This window comes from Variovorax sp. 05L425 (assembly GCF_056397705.1).
In genome coordinates this window covers 336,661-356,102 of the sequence record NZ_JBFTNY010000001.1, presented here as the reverse complement: position 1 = coordinate 356,102, position 19,442 = coordinate 336,661, and the positions used below count along the sequence as shown (strand labels likewise).

Here is a 19,442-nt window from a genome sequence, read left to right as displayed (position 1 = left end):
GGGTTTCTCCTGTAGGTGGCCCATGACGCGGCTCTTACCGTTGCCGCCTTTGGAGGAGACAAGCCCATGATGCGTACTGCCTGGTTTGTGGTCGCGTGTGTCACGCTTCTGTCGCAGACACCTTCGTGGGGTCGCGACGATCCTCCTGACATCGAGCGTCACACGCACTTCGGAAAGGTCGTCGGCGTCGACGACTCGAGAGACACGGGAACCATCGCATGGAAGGGCGTGCCTTTCGCGAAACCGCCGGTGGGCGCGCTGCGCTGGAAAGCCCCGGTCGACCCCGATTCCTGGAAGAAGACCAGGGCGACGCAACAGTTCGCCAATGCATGCGCGCAGTACGGCCGCATCTATGGCCCGGGCGCCAACAACCGCTACGACGCGACGATCGGAACGACGTTGAACCAGGCCGTGGGCAGCGAGGATTGCCTGTACCTGAACATCTGGCGTCCGGCGAACGACCGGGACGACCTGCCCGTCATCGTTTTCGTCCACGGCGGGAGCGACGTGTCGGGCTACACGGCGGACCCTGTCTACGACGGCGCGGCGCTCGCCAAGGCGGCCCATGCTGTTGTCGTGACAGTGAACTATCGCCTCGGCATCTTCGGCTTCCTGGATGTGCCGCAACTCAAGTCCGGCACGAATCCGGTCGAGGACTCCGGCAACTTCGCCCTGCTCGACATCGTCAAGGCGCTGGAGTTCATCCGTCGCGACATCGATGCCTTCGGGGGCGACCCGCGCAATGTCACGCTGATGGGACAGTCGGCGGGCGCCATCAACGTCTATGCGCTGCTGACTTCCCCGGTGGTCACGAATGCGCGCCACAAGCTGTTCCATCGCCTGGTGCCACTCAGCGGCGGCCTGTCGCTGGGCACGAACCTGCCTCCAGGCAGCATCCCGACGCTGAGCCCCGAATCGACATATCTCGCTCAGGGCAATGCCTTGCTCGCGAACCAATTGATCGCTGACGGCCTCGCCAGCGACGCCGCCTCTGCGACTGCCTACGCAGCCAGCCAGCCGCCCGCGCAGATCGCGGCCTATCTCCGCTCGAAGAGCCCGGCGACGCTGCTGGGCACCCTGCTCACCAAACTGGCCCCGCTCGGCTTGGCGGGCTCGGGCCCGATTCCCGATGGCGCCGTGTTGCCGGTCGACCCGATCGCGGCGATCCAGGGCGGAAACTACCTGCGGGTGCCGGTCCTTGCCGGCAATACGCGTGACGAGGCCAAGCTGTTTCCCACCTTCCTGGCGCTGTCGCCCGCACTCGGCGGCGTCAGCGGTCGACTCGTGAGCGATGCAACCCTGTTCTCGACGCAGTTCAGCTACAACCCCAACGGCCCGGCCACGGTGAGCATCGACCAGTGGATTCCCGCGCAATACCTGCCGGTGACGACGCCAGTCACGGGCTTCAATGCAAGGACGGATCTGCTGAACCAGGTGTTCTTCATTCCGAGCCGCAACAACATCCTCAACGCACTCAAGGCGCAGCAGAACGATGTCTGGTACTACCGGTTCGACTGGGACGTGGAGCCGGCACCATGGAACGACATCTACGGCGCCGCGCATGCATTCGACCTGCCGTTCGTCTTCGGCAATTTCGGGCCGTCTCTGTTCTCGAACATCGCGAACTCCACGGCCAACAAACCGGGGCGACTGCAGTTGTCCGACGCGATGATGAAGAGCCTGGGCGCCTTTGCCAGACGGGGCGATCCGAACGCGCCGCACGTGCTGGGCGTCACCTGGCAGACGTGGCCCTCGACGCTCATCTTCGACGCGACCGCGACGAGCAAGAAGATTTCCGTTCAATAGTCCGCACGCGCAGGGGCCTCGGGACCTGCGCCCGATTGAACCGTTTCCTCGTCAACTGGAATCAACCGTTCCAGTCGGCCAGTGCCGTCCGGGTCAGGATGGGCTGTGCCGAAGTTCAACGAGGCTTCGATGACCCCAGTAACACGTGCGAAGGCAGCGACGGCGTACAGTCCGCTGGACGCCGCCACTCATGAGCCTCTCATGCCGAGCATGCCCCTCGATGCCGTTCGCACGCACGACGAGGGCGTGGCGTTGGCCGAGCGCGCCGAGGTGGGCCTCCTCGGCCGAATCGCAAACGGCGAATTGCCGGCATTCGAGCAGCTCTACCGCGCCTATCACCCGCGACTCACACGCTTCCTCGACCGTTTGACACGTCGTCCCGGGCTGGTCGAAGAACTGCTCAACGACACGATGCTGGTCGTCTGGAACCGGGCCGCAACCTACAACGGCGCCAGCAAGGTATCGACCTGGATTTTTGCCATCGCCTACCGAAAGGCCATGAAGGCGCTGAGCCGGCTGGACGAGCCCATGCCGGAAGAAAACGAAGACGATCAACCCGCGCCGACGGAGTCCGGTCCCGAATACCACGCGGCGCAGTCGCAGATACGCGCAGCGTTGGCGCAAGCCATGGACCACCTCTCCTTCGAGCAGCGTGCGGTCGTCCACCTGACCTATTTCCACGGCATCGGCTATCGCGAGATCAGCGAGGTCGTCGGCTGCCCCGTCGACACCGTGAAGACGCGAATGTTCCACGCCCGGCGCAGGTTGAAGACGCTGCTCTCCGGCCGGCTGGAGGATTGGCTATGAGCGCCGCGCCGGGCCGCCCCAAGCAAGCTCGCACCGCAGTGCGCAGCACGGAGGTTAGCTTATGAGCGGGCGAGTCGTTCAACTCGGCACCGACCTGCATCAAAGGGTGCAGGCGCTGCTGCCGTGGTACGTCGGCGCAAACCTCGACGAAGCGGAACGTGCACGCGTCGAAGCGCACATCGCCGAATGTCCTCGTTGTCAGGCCGAGTTGGCCTGGGAACGGGAGATTCAGTCCGCCTGCGCACATTCAGAGCCCGCCGCCACCGGCAATGCCGACCAGGGATTCGCCTTGTTGCGCAATCGCATCGCCGCCGATGCGCCGCCGCGACAACGCCGAGGCGTCTGGGCGCGGCTGAAGGACCGATGGCTTGGAACCCCTGGGTGGACTCGCTGGGCACTGGCGGGCCAGTGCGTCCTGGTTGCGGCGTTGGGCGGCGTGCTGCTCGTTCAGCTTGCGCCCGATCAGCGCTACCGGGCACTGGGCGGGCCGGCAGGAGCCTCTGGCGCAACCGCCGGCGGCAACCTGATCGTGAGATTCCGGCCCGAGGCCACCGAGCAGGAAATGCGGCGCGTGCTGCGCGACAGCGAGGCGCGGCTGGTCTACGGGCCGACTGCGACCGATGCCTATCTGCTGGCCGTGCCGGCCGGCCTCGAAACGGCGGCGGTCCAGCGGCTGCGCAAGGAGAGCGCCGTGCTGCTTGTCGAATCGCTCGATGGCCGGGCGGCGCCATGACCTTGAAGTGGATTCTGGTCGCATGGCTGGTCGCCCTCACCGCCATCCAGCCGCCCGCGCGCGCCGCGCCGCCCGATCAGACCCCGGCAGTGGCTTCGCCCGCGGCCAATCAGCAGGTGCTGCTGCTGTTGCGCCTCCCGCCGGAGCACTATCGACCCGAGAATGCCTATTCAGGCGGCTATGGGGACGGCCCGGCGATCGGCGCGCGCCGCCGCGTGGCCGCCGCGCTGGCACGCGAGCACGGGTTGACGCTCATCACCAATTGGGTGATGCCGCTGCTGGGCGTGGACTGCTTCGTGATGGCAGTGCCGGACGACCAGTTGCCCGAGCGTGTCGCTCAGGACCTGTCTCGCGACCCACGCGTCGCCTGGGCCCAGCCGATGAACGTTTTTCGGACCCGCGGCCATGATGACCCGCTGTACCCGCTTCAGCCGGTGGAACAGGCCTGGCACCTGCTGGATCTGCACGAGATGTCCACCGGTCGCGACGTGCGCGTCGCGGTCGTCGACAGCGGTGTCGACGAGCAGCACCCCGACCTCGTGGGCCAGGTGGTGCTGAAAGAGAACTTCGTCGAAGGCCATCGCGACGTCCCAGAGGATCACGGCACGGCGGTCGCCGGCATCATCGCCGCGCGCGCAGACAACGGCGTCGGCATTGTCGGCGTCGCGCCGAACGCACGGCTGCTCGCGTTGCGCGCCTGCTGGCAGCAGAGCAGCCAGGCCACGCTGTGCTCGAGCCTGAGCCTTGCGATGGCGCTGCACTTCGCGATCACGCACGATGCGGCCGTCATCAACCTGAGCCTCAGCGGGCCGCCCGATCGCCTGCTCGACAGGCTGCTGGACGTGGCGCTTTCACGCCACATCAGCGTCATCGGTGCCGTCGATCGAAAGTTGCCGGACGGCGGCTTCCCGGCTTCGCATGCCGGGGTCGTGGCCGTCGCCGACGACACCGGCGAGCCGGCCTTGCCGCGCGCCCTGGTCGCACCCGGACGCGATGTACCGACCACCCTCCCCGGCGCCCGCTGGAACCTCGTGTCCGGTTCGTCCTATGCGGCGGCCCATGTGACGGGACTGTTCGCCCTGATGCGCGAGCGGTCGCCAGGAAATGCGGCGGCGCCCTCTTTCGCCAGCGTCGTATCTTTTCCCGGCGGAGGAATCAACGCTTGTGCCACACTGGCACGCGTCGCAGGCGATGATGCCTGCGTCCGCACCGTGACGCGCTCCACGATACCCTCCAACGTCCGTCAGTGACATGCCGACCGCCGGTCTGCGTGCCGCGCTCTGCCCCTCGTTGTTCCTCGTCTGCGGCGTCGCGTTCGCACAGGTCGGCGGGAACATCGCATTCCTCTCGGACTATCGCTACCGCGGCATTTCGCTCAGCAATGAAAAGCCGACGCTTCGCCTGAGCGCCGCCTACGACGATCCCGGCGGATGGTTTGGCGGCGCATCGCTCACGGAGGTGATGCTGTACCGGCCGCGTTGGCAGGTGCAGGTGCTCGGCTACGCGGGGTATGCGGGCCGGCTGTCGGATCGCCTCGGCTGGGAAGCCGGCGTGACCGGTGTTCACTTCGGCACGGATTCGCGCTACGACTACTACGAGGTGTTCACCGGGCTGAACGGCGAACGGTGGAACACGCGGTTGCACTATTCACCCGACTATTTCGGCAGCGGCACCCGCACGGCCTATGGCGAGTTCAACGTCGGCCTGCCCATCTCGGCCATCACACGCGTGACCGCCCACATCGGCGCCCTGATGCGCCTTGGCGGAGCCCCCCCCGAAGGCGGGGGCGTGAACCTCGATGGCAGCGTCGGGCTCGCCGTTGCGCGCGATGCGTGGGAAGTGCAACTCGCCTGGGTCGAGGGCGGCCGCAGCGCTGTCTACCCGACGGCCTACGCGCGAGCGTCGCGCGGCGCGCTGGTGCTGAGCGCGTCGCTGGCCTTCTGACTTTCTGAAGCGTGGACGCATGAACCTTTCGGCATAGGTGCGGAATACACCGGGCCCGGTCTGAAAGGAAATGCAATGAAAGCCTATCGCCTGAAGTTGTGCGGGCTCGCCTGTGCGAGCGCATTGATGTTGGCCGCCTGCGGCGGCGGTGGCGGGTATTCCGGTGGCGGGTTCGTGCCGGGCACTATCCCAGGCGCCGGCACCGCCTCTCCCCCCGGCATGGGCACCGTCACCGGCATGAGCTATGTCGCGACCAACCTCGTGTCTGATCTCTCTGCCGCGAACAACATCTATGGCAGCTCCGGCAGTGACGCGCGTCTCATCAATGCGTGGGGCGTGGCCTTCAACCCGAGCGGGTTTGTCTGGGTGGCGAACAATGGGTCGTCGACCTCGACGCTCTATGACGGCAACGGCGTTCCGCAATCATTGATCGTGTCGATCCCGCCCGGCGTTTCTGGCAACGCAATGCCAACCGGCATCGTCTTCAATGGCCATCAGGACTTCATGGTCACGGCAAACGGCATGTCCGGCGCGAGCGCTTTCATCTTCGCAGGACAAGCCGGCACGTTGTCGGGCTGGTCACCCGGCGTCGACATGACCCATGCGGTCACGGTCTTCGACGGCGGACCCGCGGGCACGGTCTACACGGGCCTCGCGCTTGCCAGCCAAGGCGCGTCGGACTTTCTGTACGCGGCGGATTTCCATCATGCGACCGTCGACATGTTCGACTCGAACTTCGCGAAGGCCAACGTCGCGGGCAGCTTCGTCGATCAGGCAATGCCGGCCGGCTATGCGCCGTTCGGCATCCAGGCGATCGGCGGTCAGATCTACGTCAGCTACGCCAGACAGGACGCGCAGGAGCTCAACCCGGTCGCGGGTGCCGGCCTCGGCGCCGTCGACGTCTTCGACACCTCGGGTCACCTCGTCACGCGGCTCGTTGCGCCCGGCGGCGCGCTCAATATGCCGTGGGGCATGGCGATGGCACCGGCCAACTTCGGGCCCTTCAGCAACGCATTGCTCGTCGCCAATACAGGCGACGGAACGATCAGTGCCTTCAACCCTACGACCGGCGCATTCATGGGGACGCTCTCCACATCTGCCGGAAACGCGGTCATGATCGATGGTCTTCGCGGAATCGCGTTCGGAAACGGCATCAACAGCCAGCCCACGAACACGCTGTTCTTTGCCGCCGGGCCCAGCGGAGGGACCCATGGCGTTTATGGCCGCATCGACAACCGTTGATTTCCCTGTCATCAAGGAGCAACTCACCATGAAACATGCAATCGTGATGTTCATTTCCGGCGTGTCCCTTGCCTTCAGCCTGTCCGCACTGGCCGCCGGCGGTGGTGGAGGTGGGGGCGGCGGCGGAGGCGGTGGAGGCGGCGGTGGCGGCAGCGAGGCGGTCAATGTCAATCCGGACCCCGACTTCAGGGCGGGCATGGCCGCGGTCGGCAAGGAGGACTGGAAGCAGGTCGAGGCGCACATGACCGTCTACGTCGCGCGCAGTCCCGGCGACGCCGACGCCTGGAATGAGCTCGGCCACGCGCAGCGCAAGATGGGCAACATCGATGCAGCGCTGACCTCCTATGACAAGGCGCTGAAGATCAACCCGAAGCACAGGGGCGCGCACGAGTATCTCGGCGAAGCCTATCTGCAGATGGGTGACGTTGCCCGGGCCGAGCAGGAATTGAAGGTGCTGGACAAGCTCTGCTTCCTGCCGTGCGAGGAGTACTCCGACCTGAAGGCGGAGATCGCGAAATACCGGAGCCAGCGCGCGGCGAAGACGGGGACGTGATGCTTCCGAGGGCGGCGCCAGGCTGCGCAGCATCGAATCTGCGCGCGGGCGCCGTGGCCCTGCTGCTTGCCGGGGCCCTTTGCGCCCAGGCGGCCGCCAACGTGCCGCAGGTCGAGATCGAGACCAACGGCCAAGGCGACTACATCACCGTGACGGCGTCCGCCGAGATGCTGGTGGACTCGCGCACGGTGTGGGCCGTCATCACCGACTACAACCACCTCGCCGAATTCATTCCCTACATGCTCACCTCCCGCGTGGTGCAGCGTGATGCCGACCGACTCCTCGTCGAGCAGACTGGCGAGTTCAACTTCCTCTTCTTCAGGCAGGCGGTGCAGACGCAACTGGCCGTCGTCGAATCACCTCAGCGGCGTGTCATGGCGCGCGCCGTCAGCGGGAACCTCCGGGAGATGGAGGGCCGCTACACCCTCGAGATACTGCCCGCCGGCACCGTACGCCTGAGCTATTCGGGTCGGGTGGTACCCGACTTCGCGGTGCCGCCGGTCGTCGGCAAGATCGTGGTGCGCAACATGCTCGCGAATCAGTTCACCGCGATGGTGAAGGAAATCGTGCGTCGCGATGCGGAGAAGGAGCGCTGAACCCATCGGCGGTGCTTCGAGGCGACGATGGACGCTACCCCGTGCATCGCCCCACAATTGAGCGATGAACAAACGACGCTTCCTCGGCACGGCGACACTCGCCGGCCTGCTCCCTTCGGTCCACGCAACAGCCGCTGAATCGACCCATCGGGGTCCCGGCCTTCTGACCGTCAGCGGTGCGATCGGCAAGACCAACAGAGGCCCCGTCGATCCGGCGCTCGATCAGCTCATGGTCAAGCATGGCGTCAAGTTCGACAAGGCATACGTCTTCGATCCCGAAGCCTTGCGCCGTCTACCCGCCGTTCGAATCCGCGCAACGCTGGAGTACGACGGCAAGATGCATTCGCTCGCCGGCCCGCTGTTGACCGGCGTCGTGGAAGCCGCGGGCGTGGCGGCTGCCGACGACGTCATGCTTGCCCTTCGCGCCGTGGACGGCTATGTCGTGCCGCTGAAGATGGCCGATGCGCGAAGCTACCGGATGATCGTCGCGACGGAAATCGACGGGACGCCGCTCGCGCTTGGGGGACTGGGACCGCAATGGGCGATCTATGAGGCCGATACGCTCGCCGCGTTCAAGGACAAGCCGCTCAAGGAACGGTTTGCGCTGTGCCCGTGGGGGCTGTACAGCATCGAGGTGACGCGCGGCTGATTGCGAAAGCCTGGCTTCAAAGGAGATTCCGATGACGATGACGAAAACGCAGGTGTTGGTGATCGGATTGGAGCCGAGTCTGGTCGACTTCAGCACGATGCCGGACATGAATGCCGACAAGGTTCGGGCGGGACTCGATGCGGATCAGGCAAAGCTTGCCGGCCTGGGCTACGAAGCGGAGCTCTGCCTGACCGACCTCGGGGAAACGGCTGCGGACGTGGTGGCTCGAAAGCTCTCTGAAAAGCCATTCGACTGCGTGGTCATCGGTGCCGGTATCCGGACCATTCCCACCTACTTTCTTCTCTTCGAGCGGCTGATCAACGTGGTGCACCAAGCGGCCCCTGGCGCCCGGATCTGCTTCAACACCAAGCCGAGCGACACCGCCGAAGCCGTCCGGCGTTGGGCCTGACACTCCGTGACATGACATAGATCAGCCGAGGCGGGCTGCGCCGTGGTTCAACCGGCTGGCGGCGACGCAGGCTCGCTCCAGAGCTTGCCGCCGGTTGCCCAGTCGTGCTTCGCGATGTCGTAGAACAGGATGTCAACGCCGTCGGGCGATCCGCCCAGTGTGCGGACGGTGGCCTCGGTCAAGGCTTGCGCGAGGGCGCGCTTCTGCTCGACCGTACGACCCTCGAACAGTTCGACGCGGATGGTGGGCATGTGAGTTCTCCAGATAAATCGTTCAATCGTTCAATCAACCAATCAGTCAATCCCGATAGCCTGGCGCGGCGCGGTCGAGCCGCCGCAGCAGGGCTGGCCATTCCACGTCGCCATCCCATTCGCTGCCGTCGCCGACCCATTCACGATAGGTACGCGCAGCGAGTTCGTCGCTGACCACTCGCACTTCGCCGCCCGTGGCCGCCATGGCGCGCAATTGCGCCTGCGCTGCGCGCTCGAGCAGGTGCATCAGCATCCAGGCCTCGGCCACGGTGCGGCCGACGACCAGCGTGCCATGGTTGTCGAGGATCAAGCCATCGAGCGCACCGAGATCCGCGACGAGTCGTCGTTGCTCATCGACGCCGAGCGCCAGCCCTTCGTAGGCATGGCGGCCGAGCCGCCGGTGCAGGCGCATCGCGTATTGCGAGGTTGGCTGCAGGCCGTTCGGCAGCATCGACAACGCCACACCCCAGGGCGTATGCAAGTGGATCACGCATTCGACCTCCGGTCGCGCGGCATGCACGGCGCCGTGGATCGCGAAGCCGCTGGGGTTCACGCGTGCGCCGGAGCCATCGACGACCTCGCCGCGCAAGTTGACCTTGACCAGGCTCGATGCAGTGATCTCGTCGAAAGTCGCGCCGAACGGATTCAGCAGGTAGTGGCCCGCCTCGCCGGGGACGCTGGCCGACAGATGGGTGTAGACGGTGTCATCCCAGCCGTTCTGCGCGGCCATGCGGTAGGCCGCGGCGAGGTCGACGCGGACCTCCCGCTCGGTGCGTGCCGGGCGTAGGTCGGCCTTGGCGTGCTGGTTCATGGCGCAACTTTAGCGGGTGAGGCAAAGTGGCGTGCACCACGCATGCATGAACTGACAAATATCAATGCGCGCAGTCGAGACGGTCAGATAATTATCGATCGCCGGCCGTGATTGCCGATCCAGGCGCGCAGACCAAAGAGGAGACCACGTTCGTGAAGCCTGAACTGGCGACTGCGGTGTTCATCATGGCTTTTGCCTCCGCCGCCTTGGCGCAGCAAGATCCGGCCATCCCCGCCTTCAAGTCCGTCGATTCGATGGAAGCGCGCGTACAAGGCTGCGCAACCTGTCACGGCCAAGGGGGACAAGGCACCGGCAACCCGTACTTTCCGCGCATTGCGGGCAAGCCTGCGGCCTATCTCTACAACCAACTGGTCGCCTTTCGTGATGGCAAGCGGGTGTATCCGCCGATGAACTACCTGGTGGCCTATCTGCCGGACTCCTATCTGCGGGAGATCGCCGAGCACTTCGCGAAAGAGCGGCCTGCCTTCGAACCGAAGCAACCGACCACTGCCCCGGAGTCGGTGATCAAGCGCGGCGCGACGATCGCCGTCTCGGGCGATGCGAGCAAGCAGATACCACCCTGCATCTCCTGCCACGGCCCCGGGCTCACCGGCATGGAGCCGGGCATCCCGGGACTGGTCGGATTGCGCTCCTCGTACATCGTTGCGCAGCTCACGCGCTGGCGCACGGGCAACCGGCAAGCGGCGCAGCCCGATTGCATGAAGCGCATTGCCGACCGCTTGTCGGAACAGGATGTGTACGCGGTGGCGACCTGGCTCTCGTCCCAGGATCCGCCGCGCGATGTTTCTCCCGCATCGTCCAACCTCCAGCGCATGCCCTTGTCGTGCGGAAGCCAGATGTAGGCCCCCATGCGGAGAGGAACACGCAACCTCCTTCTCGCCGCGTCGGCGATCGTGGTGGTGCTCGTCGCCGGCTTCCTCTACTTCATGCCCGGGTATCTGCCAACGGAGCCCGGCAAGGTTGAAGCGAGCCCGACGACCCAGGTGATCACGAGGGGCGAGTATCTGGCCCGCGCCGGTGATTGCATCGCATGCCACACCGCGCCCGGCGGCCAGCAGTTTGCAGGTGGCCGCGCGATGGAAACTCCCTTTGGCAGCCTCTTCGTTCCCAATGTCACCCCGGACGATGAAACCGGCATTGGCCGCTGGACCGCCGACGACTTCTATCGAATGATGCATCAGGGCGTCGCGCGCGATGGCTCGCTGATGTACCCGGTGATGCCCTTCGCCTCCTACACCAAGGTGACGCGCGAGGACTCGGACGCCATCTACGCCTACATGATGTCCGTGCCGCCGGTGAGCCAGCAGAACCGGCCCCATGAGTTGAAGTTCCCGTTCAATCAGCGTGACCTGCTGATCGGCTGGCGGGCGCTTTACTTCAAGGAGGGCGAATACCAGCCCGACAAGAGCAAGTCCGTCCAATGGAATCGCGGCGCCTACCTGGTGGAAGGCCTTGGCCATTGCGCGATGTGCCACACGGCCATCAACAAGCTCGGCGGCTCGAAGACGTCGCAGGAGTTCGAAGGCGGGATGATCCCCAACCAGAACTGGTATGCGCCTTCGCTCACGTCGAACCGCGAGGCAGGACTTGGCAACTGGAACCTCAAGGAAATCACCGACCTCCTGCAGGCCGGCATTTCGGATCGGGCCACGGTCTACGGGCCCATGGCGGAAGTGGTCTACAACAGCCTGCAGTACCTCTCCGACGCGGATGTCGAAGCCATGGCGGTCTATTTGAAGGAGCTTCCGCAGCGCGACTCCGAACCGCCGCCGCCGAGCAGCGCGCGGCTGGTCAGCCCGAACGTGATGGAGCTCGGCCGCAAGATCTACGCGACGCAGTGCTTCATGTGCCACGGCGAGGAAGGCAAGGGTCATCCGCCGCAGTTTCCGCCGCTCGCCAGTAATCAGTCGATCACGATGAGTTCGCCGGTGAATTCGATCCGCATGGTGCTGAACGGCGGCTATGCGCCCGGCACGAAGCGCAATCCGAAGCCGCACGGCATGCCGCCCTTCTCGCACATCCTCAACGACGACGAGGTGGCGGCGGTGGTGACCTATATCCGCGTCGCATGGGAAAACAGCGGGACGCCGGTGACCGCCGCCAGCGTCAGCGAATTGCGCACGCTCGTCCCCGAATAGCAGCAAGGAAGGCCCGCGCAATGGCAACCCACACCGATCTTCCGACCGCGGCCGAAGGCGCCGACCCGGCGCGGGAGGATGCGCGTGTCGACGACATCGTCGCGCGTGGACCGGCGGGCACTTTTGCCGTCGTCGGGCTCGCCACCTTCATCGTGGTCGCCATCGTCTTCCTCTTCTACTTTCTGGTCTACCTGCCGCGAGGAGCCATCCAGTGACTTCGATGAACGCCGGCGTGTCGCACGCATCGGAGGCGGTTGCTGCCGGGGCGGAAAGGCGCTGGGCGATCATCGTCATGCTCATCATCGCCCTGCTGCTCGTGATGATGATCTTCACCGGACTGCATTGGGCGTCGATGCCGCCGTCCCGCGTGGAGACCGTCGATCCGCGCACGCTGCACGTGTCGGGCGAGTTCGTCGAGAACAACCTGGGCACCACGGTCGATGCGAACGGCAAGGTCGTGGTGCGGCTCGTCGCGCAGCAGTATTCCTTCGAGCCGCAATGCCTGGTCGTTCCGGCCGGCGTGCCGGTCACCTTTCGCGCGACCAGCGCCGATGCCGTGCATGGCTTTGTCGTCGACAAGACGAACGCCAACGTGATGCTGATTCCGGGATTCGTCGCGACCTTCACCGCCACCTTCGACAAGCCCGGCGAGCGCCTGATGCCTTGCCATGAGTATTGCGGCACGGGCCACGAGGCCATGTGGGGTCATGTGCAGGTGCTGCCGGCCGACGAGTTCCTCGCCAAGGCCAAGGGCGCAGAGAGGATGAGCTGTGTTCCTCGCTAGAAAACTCGTGCTCGCGCACTTCTGGATCGCCTTCATCGCGTTCGGCGCGGCCATCGTGCTGGGTGAATGGCAGATGTTCGTGCGCAGCCCGCTCAGCGCGTGGGTCGGCGACCCCGAACACTACTACCGGTCGGTGACCGCGCACGGCACGGTGATGGGCTATGTCCTCCCGACGCTGGTGGCCATGGGCTTCGGCTACGCCATCAGCGAACTGGCGCTGAAGCAGCCGCTCATCGGCCTGCGCTGGGCATGGGCCGGCTTCTGGCTCGTGGTCGCCGGCACCGTGACGGCGGCAACGCCGGTCGCGCTGGGCCTTGCCTCGGTGCTCTACACCTTCTACCCGCCGATGATCGGCAGCCCCTTCTACTACCTCGGCATCGTGCTGGTGGTGGTCGGCTCGTGGATCTGGGTCGCGCTCATGGCGGTCAATCTGCGGGCATGGAAGAAAAGGAACGCCGGCGCAACGGTGCCGCTGGCGATGTTCGGCAACGTGGCAGGCGCCTACCTGTGGGCGTGGACATCGGTGGGTGCGGCGGTCGAGATCCTTCTCCTGGTCTTGCCCGCTGCGCTGGGCCTGACGGACACGATCAACGCCGGACTGGCACGCGTGTTCTTCTCATGGACGCTGCACGCCATCGTGTACTTCTGGCTGATGCCGGCCTACATCGCGTTCTACACGATCGTCCCGCGCGCCATCGGCGGGCGACTCTACAGCGACACGATGGGGCGCGTCGCGTTCGTGCTCTTCCTCGTGTTCTCGATGCCCATCGGCATCCACCACCTCTTCGCCGACCCGCAGGTGGGGGCCGGATTCAAGTTCATGCATGCGGCGTTCACGGCGATGGTGGCGGTGCCCACCTTCCTCACGGTGTTCACGATCGTCGCGTCGGTCGAGATCGCCGCGCGCTTGCGCGGCGGCAAGGGGATCTTCGGATGGGTGAAGGCGCTGCCCTGGGGCAACCCGATGATGCTGGCCGTCACCTTCTCGTTCATCATGCTGGGCTTCGGCGGCGCGGGCGGGCTCATCAACATGAGCTTCCAGCTCAACGAGACGGTCCACAACACGCAGTGGGTCACGGGGCACTTCCACCTGATCTTCGCGGGCGCCATCGTCATCATGTACTTCGTGGTCGCGTATGACCTGTGGCCGCAACTCACCGGCTGCAAGGCGCTGCCGGTCGGCCTCGTCAAGACGCAACTTTGGCTGTGGTTCGTCGGAATGATGGTGATGACCATGCCGTGGCATTGGGTCGGCCTGCTCGGACAGCCGCGGCGCATGTCGTACTTCGACTTTTCGAACCCGGCGCTCAGCAATCAGGGCTGGACGCTCGTCGCGGGGAGCCTCGGCGGGCTGATGCTGGTGCTGTCCGCCCTCCTCTTCATCTACATCCTGGCACGCGCGGGCAAGAGCGACGCGGCACCCGCGCCCTACAGCTTCAGCACGCCGATCCACATGCCTGCGACCACGCCGGTGGCATTGAACGGCTTCGCGCTCTGGGTCTCGCTGATGATCGCTCTCACGGTGGTGAACTACGGCTTTCCGATCGCGCAGTTGGCGTCGCTCCAGAATGCCTCGGTTCCTGTCATTCCCATTGGAGGCCGGTGATGCAGGAAGCCGGCATGTTCTCGTGGAGCAACCGATGGTTTCGCTGGAGCGTGCTCGGACTCGTTGCGCTGACCGCGGTGGCGCTGCTCGTGGGCTTCGTGTGGCTGCCGTCGAGGCACGGCGACTTCACCGCCAAGAGCGTCTGGGACAGCATCTGCCGGGCGGCAGGCGTGCCCAGCGAATGGACCGCCGCGGAGGAGTGGCCGAAGCCGGGCGCCGGCACGACCAACGTCATACTGACCAACGCCATGGGGCGCTCCGGTGCGGGCGACGCAACCGGCCGCGGCGCCACCATTGCCATCCAGCAATGCAGCATGTGCCATGGTGCGCAGGGCATGAGCGATGGTGGCTCGCCCAACCTCGCCGGACAGTATCCGGAGGTCATCATCAAGCAGTTGCATGACTACAAGCTCGGCAACCGGACCAGCGCATTCATGCAGACCATTGCCAACAGACTGTCGGAGCGCGACATCCAGGATGTCGCCGCGTACTACGACTCGTTGCCCAAGGCGCGCGCGGCGCCGGTGCATGCCGATGAACCGGGCGCACCGGCGCTGGTGCGCGTGGGCGATCCGCTGCGAAACATCGTGCCGTGCGTGGCGTGCCATGGCGGCATCGACCACAAGCTGGGCGCGCCGTGGCTGGAAGGGATGCCGAAGGAGTACCTGTTGAAGGAGCTGAAGGCTTTTGCGTCGGGCGATCGCCGCAACGACAGCTTCGGCCAGATGCGCAACATGGTGCGGCCCTTGACGGCACAAGAACTCGACAGCGTCGCGGAGTTCTATGCGCGTCGCGAGCCCGCGCGCGAACGCTGAATATCGCCCAGACTGCCTCACGAATTGAGAAAGTACTCCGCGCTCGAAGGCGGCCGCGCAGCCTGGATCCATCTCGATTGCCATTTGGCAGTCGGATCGAGAAACCCACCGACCTCGACCGGCGGCGGCTTTCCGGTGGCGATCAGCGACTTTCTCAATTTGTCCGCCAGCTTTGCACGCATGACGTAGTGGTCGTAGACATCCAGTACGTGGATCGCATAGGAAATCGCCAGCGCCTGATTGCCACGAATGATCAAGAGGTTCTCGTCGTTCTGGTACGACGCCTTGTAGCCAAGGTTGTGGCTGCCGGTGATCACCGTGCAGGCCACCGGGTCCAGCGGGTCGATGACGATGATCTTGTCGTGAATGATCGCGTGTCCGGCGCTCAAGAGCTCCGGCTCCAGGTCTCCCGTCTGCGCCGTGACCGCCGCGGCACGGACCATCGCGATTCGCCCATCCTGGCCCGCAGGCCACCAGATGGCCGGCGCCGGCAGCTTTGCCGTCGAGCCGTCCGGCTTCTTGTAGGTTGTCGGTTCGCCGGCGATCGATTGCGGCGGCAACGCACTGGGGTCGCTGATCGCGCCCTGCACGAGCAGGCCCGCCCGTTGAGCGGCAAGGGCCGCTGCCTCGCCAATGATGTTCTGTTCGCCTTTCACCCCGGGGAGGAAGGTCAGGAACAGGATCGCGCTGTTGGCATGCTCCATGAGCGCGTAGACCCGGCCGAGATCGACAGGCGTCGGCGAACTCGAGCTCTTGGTCTTCGTTTTCGTGTTCGGCGAGAACATCACCTCGATCGTCGTGCTGCCGTCGGCCAGCGTCACGGGTGCGATCGGCTTTGCGTTCGCGGTGCGGAGGTCCACGCCCTGCACACCGCTGTTCGGGGCGAAGCCGTCGATCTTCTTGTTGCCGTTCACGGGCATGCTGACGGCTTGCCCTGCCGGTTGCGGATCGTCGAGCAGGCGCTTCCAATAGTCCAGGTAGATCGCGGCCAACTGAGGGTCCTCCACCAGGATCGCATTGTTGGACTGGGTGCAGAGGCCGGTTTCCGTCCAGTTCGTGCTGCCGGTCAGCACCGCCAGCGCAACGCCGCCCTTCACGTAGATGGCGAATTTGTTGTGGCCGATGTGCGACTGGTTGTTGAAGAGCCGGTCCTGCACATTGACGGCGGAGGCAGCGTGCAGGCCCACGCGGGCATCATGGTTCTCGGTATCCCAGACCATCGGTTTCTTCGGCACCGGTGGATTCTTCTTCGGATTGGGATCCGTCGAGCCCGCAGTCGACAAGATGACATGCGCCTGTCCGGACTTCACCAGCTTGGTCAGGCGGCCGATCAGTTCGGGGTCGTGCAATTCGTACAGCGCCAGATACAGCTCGCCCCCGTCGCGCTCGGCCCGATCAAGCAACTCGAGCAGGAAAGAGAGCACGTCGGCCGTCAGGAACTCCCGGATCGGATCGCCCTCGACCGGGATGTGTTTCTTGAGCGTGGACAGCAACCCGGGTGTCACCCCGGTCGTCGGACCCGGTGCGACACCGGCCGGTTTGGTTCCCTGCACGGATTCCAGCTGCTGGAGCAGGTTCTGCGTGGACAGGATGCCGTTGGTGTAGGTTGCGCGAACCGACGCGCCCGCGGCGTGCGTGACGTCGATGGACGCAGTCGAGAAGGCGTTGTCGAGGATGAAGAGCTGCCTCGGATTGCCTTGGTAGCGAGGCTTTCCATTGGCATCCAGATAGATCGCCGTCGCGGAAGGCGGCACAGGTGGCCTGCCCGGAGCTGGGAGGCCCACGGGAACGATCTCGTAGTGGACCTTGAAGTCGATCGGACGCACCGTGGCCGTGTTTCGCGAGCGGCGCAGCGTGAGGTCGCGCCATTCATATTGCTGGATCGGCCAAACCGAGCTGTCCTGGTCGAGCCAGTCGGGATTCGACTGGTCCCTGAAGGCGATCCAGGTGGGCAGGATGCGCCGCTGGCCGGCGTCAGGCCCGGTCTCGTGGACCCGCGTGATCATGAAGCCGAGGCATTCCGCAATGGGCGCGTCGGCCTCCCATGCCAGATAGGCAATCTCGCCGTTGCACCAGGCACCGGCCTTGATGATCTTTCCCATGGCTTTTCCTCCGGATGGTGGATGGGGAGGACTTGCGCCGCACCGATCCCCGTTGCCTCGAAACCCTTGGGTGCGAGTTTGTACCGGGTGACGGCTGCTCTGATCATCAATTTTGAGGATGCATCTCCGTGCTCAGGGTCGGCATCGGCGCCGTAGCCGAAGGCCGACTTCAAATCCACGGCAAGCCCCGGCAGCAATCAGGCCGGTGACGGCGAGCGTCGCCGCGGTGTGAATGCCGACCGCGGCAAACGCCAGCATCAGCGAGCCCGATGCGGTGATCTCGCGCGCCGACGTGTCTCCCATGCAGATCGGGATCAGCGCCGGTACCAGCATCAATCCGGCGCCATGCGCGGTGGCCATCAAGAACGACCAGAGCGCCAAGCCGGCATGACCAGCCGGCGCGCGCGCCATCTTGGGCGTATGGCCGGTCAGGCGAACGATCGCACCGACGACAAGCAGCCCGGCCGCGACGGCTTGCAACACGCCCCGATTCATCGACAGGCCGAACGCCACCGCGGCAGCCACGAGCGCGATCGACGTGACGTGCCCGATCGCGATCGGCACCAGCGCCCGCAACGCCTGCACCCTGTCGCCTGAACGCACGCCCCAGGCGGCGGCAAACATCCAGCCGGTGGTGGGGTTCAGCCCATGGAGGGCGCCGACGCCCGCGACCACCAGCCACGGCCAGAGGTTTGCCATGACGCGTGCTCGATGATGTTCAGGCCGCGGCGGCGACGGGCGCAGGCTCGTAGCGATCGTGATGGCGCACCCAAGCCATGCCGTGCCCTGCTTGCTCGTCGCGGCCCTTGGGCGTGAGGTCCAGCATGTTGTAGGTGCCCATCATCACCTCCACGCCGCGACCGTAGGTCGAGTAGGTGTGGAAGACTTCACCCGCATCGTCCTTGTAGAAAACGCTGACGCCAGGCGCTTCCTCGCTCGGGAAGGCGCGCATGCTGAAGTTGTAGTTCACGTCGCCCTTGGCGCGCTCTTCGGGCGTAAAGCTGACGCCGAAGTCGTAGTTGAAATCGCTTCCGTTCGATGACACCCACTTGAACTGCCACCCCATGCGCTGGCGAAAGCGCTCGATCTCGGCGAGCGGTGCGCGCGAGACGACCAGCACCGTGACGTCACGGTGTTCGAGGTGGACCTGCATCCCGCCGATGTGATCGGCCATGTAGGAGCAACTCGGGCAGCCTTGCGCCCAACCCGGGCCCAACATGAAGTGCTGCACCAGAAGCTGGCGGCGTCCCTCGAAAAGATCCGCGAGGCTGCGCCGACCCTCGGGGGCCTCGAAAACGTAGTCCTTGTCGATGTGCGCCCATGGCAGCGCGCGGCGCTCGCTGGCGATCTGGTCGCGCAGGCGCGTCAGCTCTTTTTCGCGGGCCAGGAGTGCCTTGCGCTCGGCAATCCATTGCGCCTTCGGCACGACGGGATGATTCAGTGTGTTCATGATGTGCTCCTTGCAGTCACGACGGGTGGTCGGTTTTCGGGCGCCGCACGACGCGGATCTTTCCGCTCGATCCGCCGCCGCAATAGAAGAGATCCGCCCCGTCGGATTCGAGCCCGCTGACACCAGTGCCGCTCGGCATCTCCAGCCGCTCGAGCACGGTGCCGTTCGCCGGGTCGATCCGGCGAAGCTCGCTCTGCTCCCCTTCCCAGGTCGCGTGCCACAGCTCGCCGTCCACCCAGGTCACGCCGGTGACGAAGCGGTTGGATTCGATGGTGCGCCTGACCTTGCCGGTCTCGGGATCGATCTGGTGGATCTTGCGATCGCGGTACTCCCCGACCCACAGGCTGCCCTCGGCCCAGGTGAGCCCCGAGTCGTATCCGTGGCCGGGCGCCGGGATCGACGACATCACCTTGCCCGTGGCCGGATCGATCTTGTCGATGCGCTCCTCGGCGATCTGATAGAGGTACGTGCCGTCGAAGGCGGTGCCGGCGTCGCAGGCGCGGTCGAGCGTTTGCGTGGTCTCGCCGCTCTCGGGGTCGAAGGCGACGAGCCTGGTGCCGGTGGCGGCCCAGATGTGGTGGCCGTCGTGCGTCACGCCGGCGACCTTGCTGACGCCCTCGAAGGGGCCGTATTCGCGCACGATCTCGGCCGCGCGCACCGTGGCGTGGGGTCTGCTTCTGCTTGTCTTGCCGGTCATGTCGAGTTCCTTGTGATTCGCCGGGGCC

General features: G+C 65.4%; 22 protein-coding genes. 16 read left to right on the top strand and 6 right to left on the bottom strand.

The features are described 5' to 3' along the window. Window positions 1-66 precede the first annotated feature (66 nt). The 10 genes from AC1DN9_RS01785 to AC1DN9_RS01740 all read left to right on the top strand — a co-directional run bounded on the left by AC1DN9_RS01785 (window position 67) and on the right by AC1DN9_RS01740 (window position 8,739). Complete coding sequence (locus AC1DN9_RS01785; RefSeq protein WP_478096689.1) at window positions 67-1,806, top strand: carboxylesterase/lipase family protein; 1,740 nt, start codon at window positions 67-69, stop codon at window positions 1,804-1,806. Between the two features lie 201 nt (window positions 1,807-2,007). After that, on the top strand, window positions 2,008-2,613 hold the full coding sequence (locus tag AC1DN9_RS01780) for an RNA polymerase sigma factor (RefSeq protein WP_478096687.1): 606 nt from the start codon (window positions 2,008-2,010) through the stop codon (window positions 2,611-2,613). 61 nt (window positions 2,614-2,674) lie between these two features. Continuing rightward, window positions 2,675-3,346, top strand: a complete 672-nt coding sequence (locus AC1DN9_RS01775; protein ID WP_478096685.1) for a zf-HC2 domain-containing protein — start codon at window positions 2,675-2,677, stop codon at window positions 3,344-3,346. Then, window positions 3,343-4,596: a S8 family peptidase gene (locus tag AC1DN9_RS01770; protein WP_478096683.1), complete on the top strand. Its 1,254-nt coding sequence runs from the start codon at window positions 3,343-3,345 to the stop codon at window positions 4,594-4,596. Before AC1DN9_RS01775 ends, AC1DN9_RS01770 begins: the two co-directional genes overlap by 4 nt. A gap of 1 nt (window position 4,597) precedes the next feature. Further along, window positions 4,598-5,290 carry a TorF family putative porin gene (locus AC1DN9_RS01765; RefSeq protein ID WP_478096681.1) on the top strand — a complete coding sequence of 231 codons (693 nt, stop codon included), beginning with the start codon at window positions 4,598-4,600 and terminating at the stop codon, window positions 5,288-5,290. Between the two features lie 75 nt (window positions 5,291-5,365). Further along, on the top strand, window positions 5,366-6,532 hold the full coding sequence (locus AC1DN9_RS01760) for a TIGR03118 family protein (RefSeq protein ID WP_478096679.1): 1,167 nt from the start codon (window positions 5,366-5,368) through the stop codon (window positions 6,530-6,532). Between the two features lie 28 nt (window positions 6,533-6,560). Then, window positions 6,561-7,085 carry a tetratricopeptide repeat protein gene (locus AC1DN9_RS01755; RefSeq protein ID WP_478096677.1) on the top strand — a complete coding sequence of 175 codons (525 nt, stop codon included), beginning with the start codon at window positions 6,561-6,563 and terminating at the stop codon, window positions 7,083-7,085. Continuing rightward, window positions 7,085-7,681 carry an SRPBCC family protein gene (locus AC1DN9_RS01750; RefSeq protein ID WP_478096675.1) on the top strand — a complete coding sequence of 199 codons (597 nt, stop codon included), beginning with the start codon at window positions 7,085-7,087 and terminating at the stop codon, window positions 7,679-7,681. Before AC1DN9_RS01755 ends, AC1DN9_RS01750 begins: the two co-directional genes overlap by 1 nt. Window positions 7,682-7,745: 64 nt before the next feature. Beyond that, window positions 7,746-8,330 carry a putative pterin-binding protein gene (locus tag AC1DN9_RS01745; RefSeq protein WP_478096673.1) on the top strand — a complete coding sequence of 195 codons (585 nt, stop codon included), beginning with the start codon at window positions 7,746-7,748 and terminating at the stop codon, window positions 8,328-8,330. 31 nt (window positions 8,331-8,361) lie between these two features. After that, window positions 8,362-8,739: a hypothetical protein gene (locus AC1DN9_RS01740; RefSeq protein WP_478096671.1), complete on the top strand. Its 378-nt coding sequence runs from the start codon at window positions 8,362-8,364 to the stop codon at window positions 8,737-8,739. 47 nt (window positions 8,740-8,786) lie between these two features. Here the strand turns inward: AC1DN9_RS01740 and AC1DN9_RS01735 are convergent, their stop codons facing one another. Then, on the bottom strand, window positions 8,787-8,990 hold the full coding sequence (locus AC1DN9_RS01735) for a 4-oxalocrotonate tautomerase (RefSeq protein ID WP_478096669.1): 204 nt from the start codon (window positions 8,988-8,990) through the stop codon (window positions 8,787-8,789). Between the two features lie 46 nt (window positions 8,991-9,036). Further along, entirely contained in the window at window positions 9,037-9,801 is a 765-nt protein-coding gene (locus AC1DN9_RS01730; protein WP_478096667.1) for a class II aldolase/adducin family protein, read from the bottom strand. A 185-nt stretch (window positions 9,802-9,986) separates the two neighbouring features. Here AC1DN9_RS01730 and AC1DN9_RS01725 point away from each other — a divergent pair, with 185 nt between their 5' ends. The 6 genes from AC1DN9_RS01725 to AC1DN9_RS01700 all read left to right on the top strand — a co-directional run bounded on the left by AC1DN9_RS01725 (window position 9,987) and on the right by AC1DN9_RS01700 (window position 15,165). Beyond that, window positions 9,987-10,664 (top strand): c-type cytochrome, encoded by a 678-nt coding sequence (locus AC1DN9_RS01725; RefSeq protein WP_478096824.1) that lies wholly within the window; start codon window positions 9,987-9,989, stop codon window positions 10,662-10,664. Between the two features lie 6 nt (window positions 10,665-10,670). After that, window positions 10,671-11,960: a c-type cytochrome gene (locus tag AC1DN9_RS01720; protein WP_478096665.1), complete on the top strand. Its 1,290-nt coding sequence runs from the start codon at window positions 10,671-10,673 to the stop codon at window positions 11,958-11,960. Between the two features lie 20 nt (window positions 11,961-11,980). Continuing rightward, window positions 11,981-12,175: a hypothetical protein gene (locus tag AC1DN9_RS01715; protein ID WP_478096663.1), complete on the top strand. Its 195-nt coding sequence runs from the start codon at window positions 11,981-11,983 to the stop codon at window positions 12,173-12,175. A gap of 5 nt (window positions 12,176-12,180) precedes the next feature. Beyond that, a complete protein-coding gene (locus AC1DN9_RS01710; RefSeq protein ID WP_478096822.1) occupies window positions 12,181-12,744 on the top strand; it encodes a cupredoxin domain-containing protein in 564 nt (187 codons plus the stop codon). Beyond that, a complete protein-coding gene (locus AC1DN9_RS01705) occupies window positions 12,731-14,350 on the top strand; it encodes a b(o/a)3-type cytochrome-c oxidase subunit 1 (RefSeq protein ID WP_478096662.1) in 1,620 nt (539 codons plus the stop codon). The genes AC1DN9_RS01710 and AC1DN9_RS01705 overlap by 14 nt, the downstream gene beginning before the upstream one ends. Before the next feature lie 248 nt (window positions 14,351-14,598). Next, the gene (locus AC1DN9_RS01700; protein ID WP_478096660.1) at window positions 14,599-15,165 is read left to right on the top strand and encodes a c-type cytochrome; all 567 of its coding nucleotides are present in this window, start codon (window positions 14,599-14,601) and stop codon (window positions 15,163-15,165) included. A 17-nt stretch (window positions 15,166-15,182) separates the two neighbouring features. Here the strand turns inward: AC1DN9_RS01700 and AC1DN9_RS01695 are convergent, their stop codons facing one another. From AC1DN9_RS01695 to AC1DN9_RS01680, 4 genes are all read right to left on the bottom strand, one after another. Next, window positions 15,183-17,267, bottom strand: coding sequence for a phospholipase D-like domain-containing protein (locus AC1DN9_RS01695; protein WP_478096659.1), 2,085 nt, complete (start codon window positions 17,265-17,267; stop codon window positions 15,183-15,185). 132 nt (window positions 17,268-17,399) lie between these two features. Next, on the bottom strand, window positions 17,400-17,966 hold the full coding sequence (locus AC1DN9_RS01690) for a hypothetical protein (protein ID WP_478096657.1): 567 nt from the start codon (window positions 17,964-17,966) through the stop codon (window positions 17,400-17,402). Window positions 17,967-17,985: 19 nt separating this feature from the next. Continuing rightward, window positions 17,986-18,717 (bottom strand): DUF899 domain-containing protein, encoded by a 732-nt coding sequence (locus tag AC1DN9_RS01685; RefSeq protein ID WP_478096655.1) that lies wholly within the window; start codon window positions 18,715-18,717, stop codon window positions 17,986-17,988. A 16-nt stretch (window positions 18,718-18,733) separates the two neighbouring features. Further along, window positions 18,734-19,414, bottom strand: coding sequence for a Vgb family protein (locus AC1DN9_RS01680; protein ID WP_478096653.1), 681 nt, complete (start codon window positions 19,412-19,414; stop codon window positions 18,734-18,736). Window positions 19,415-19,442: the final 28 nt, after the last annotated feature.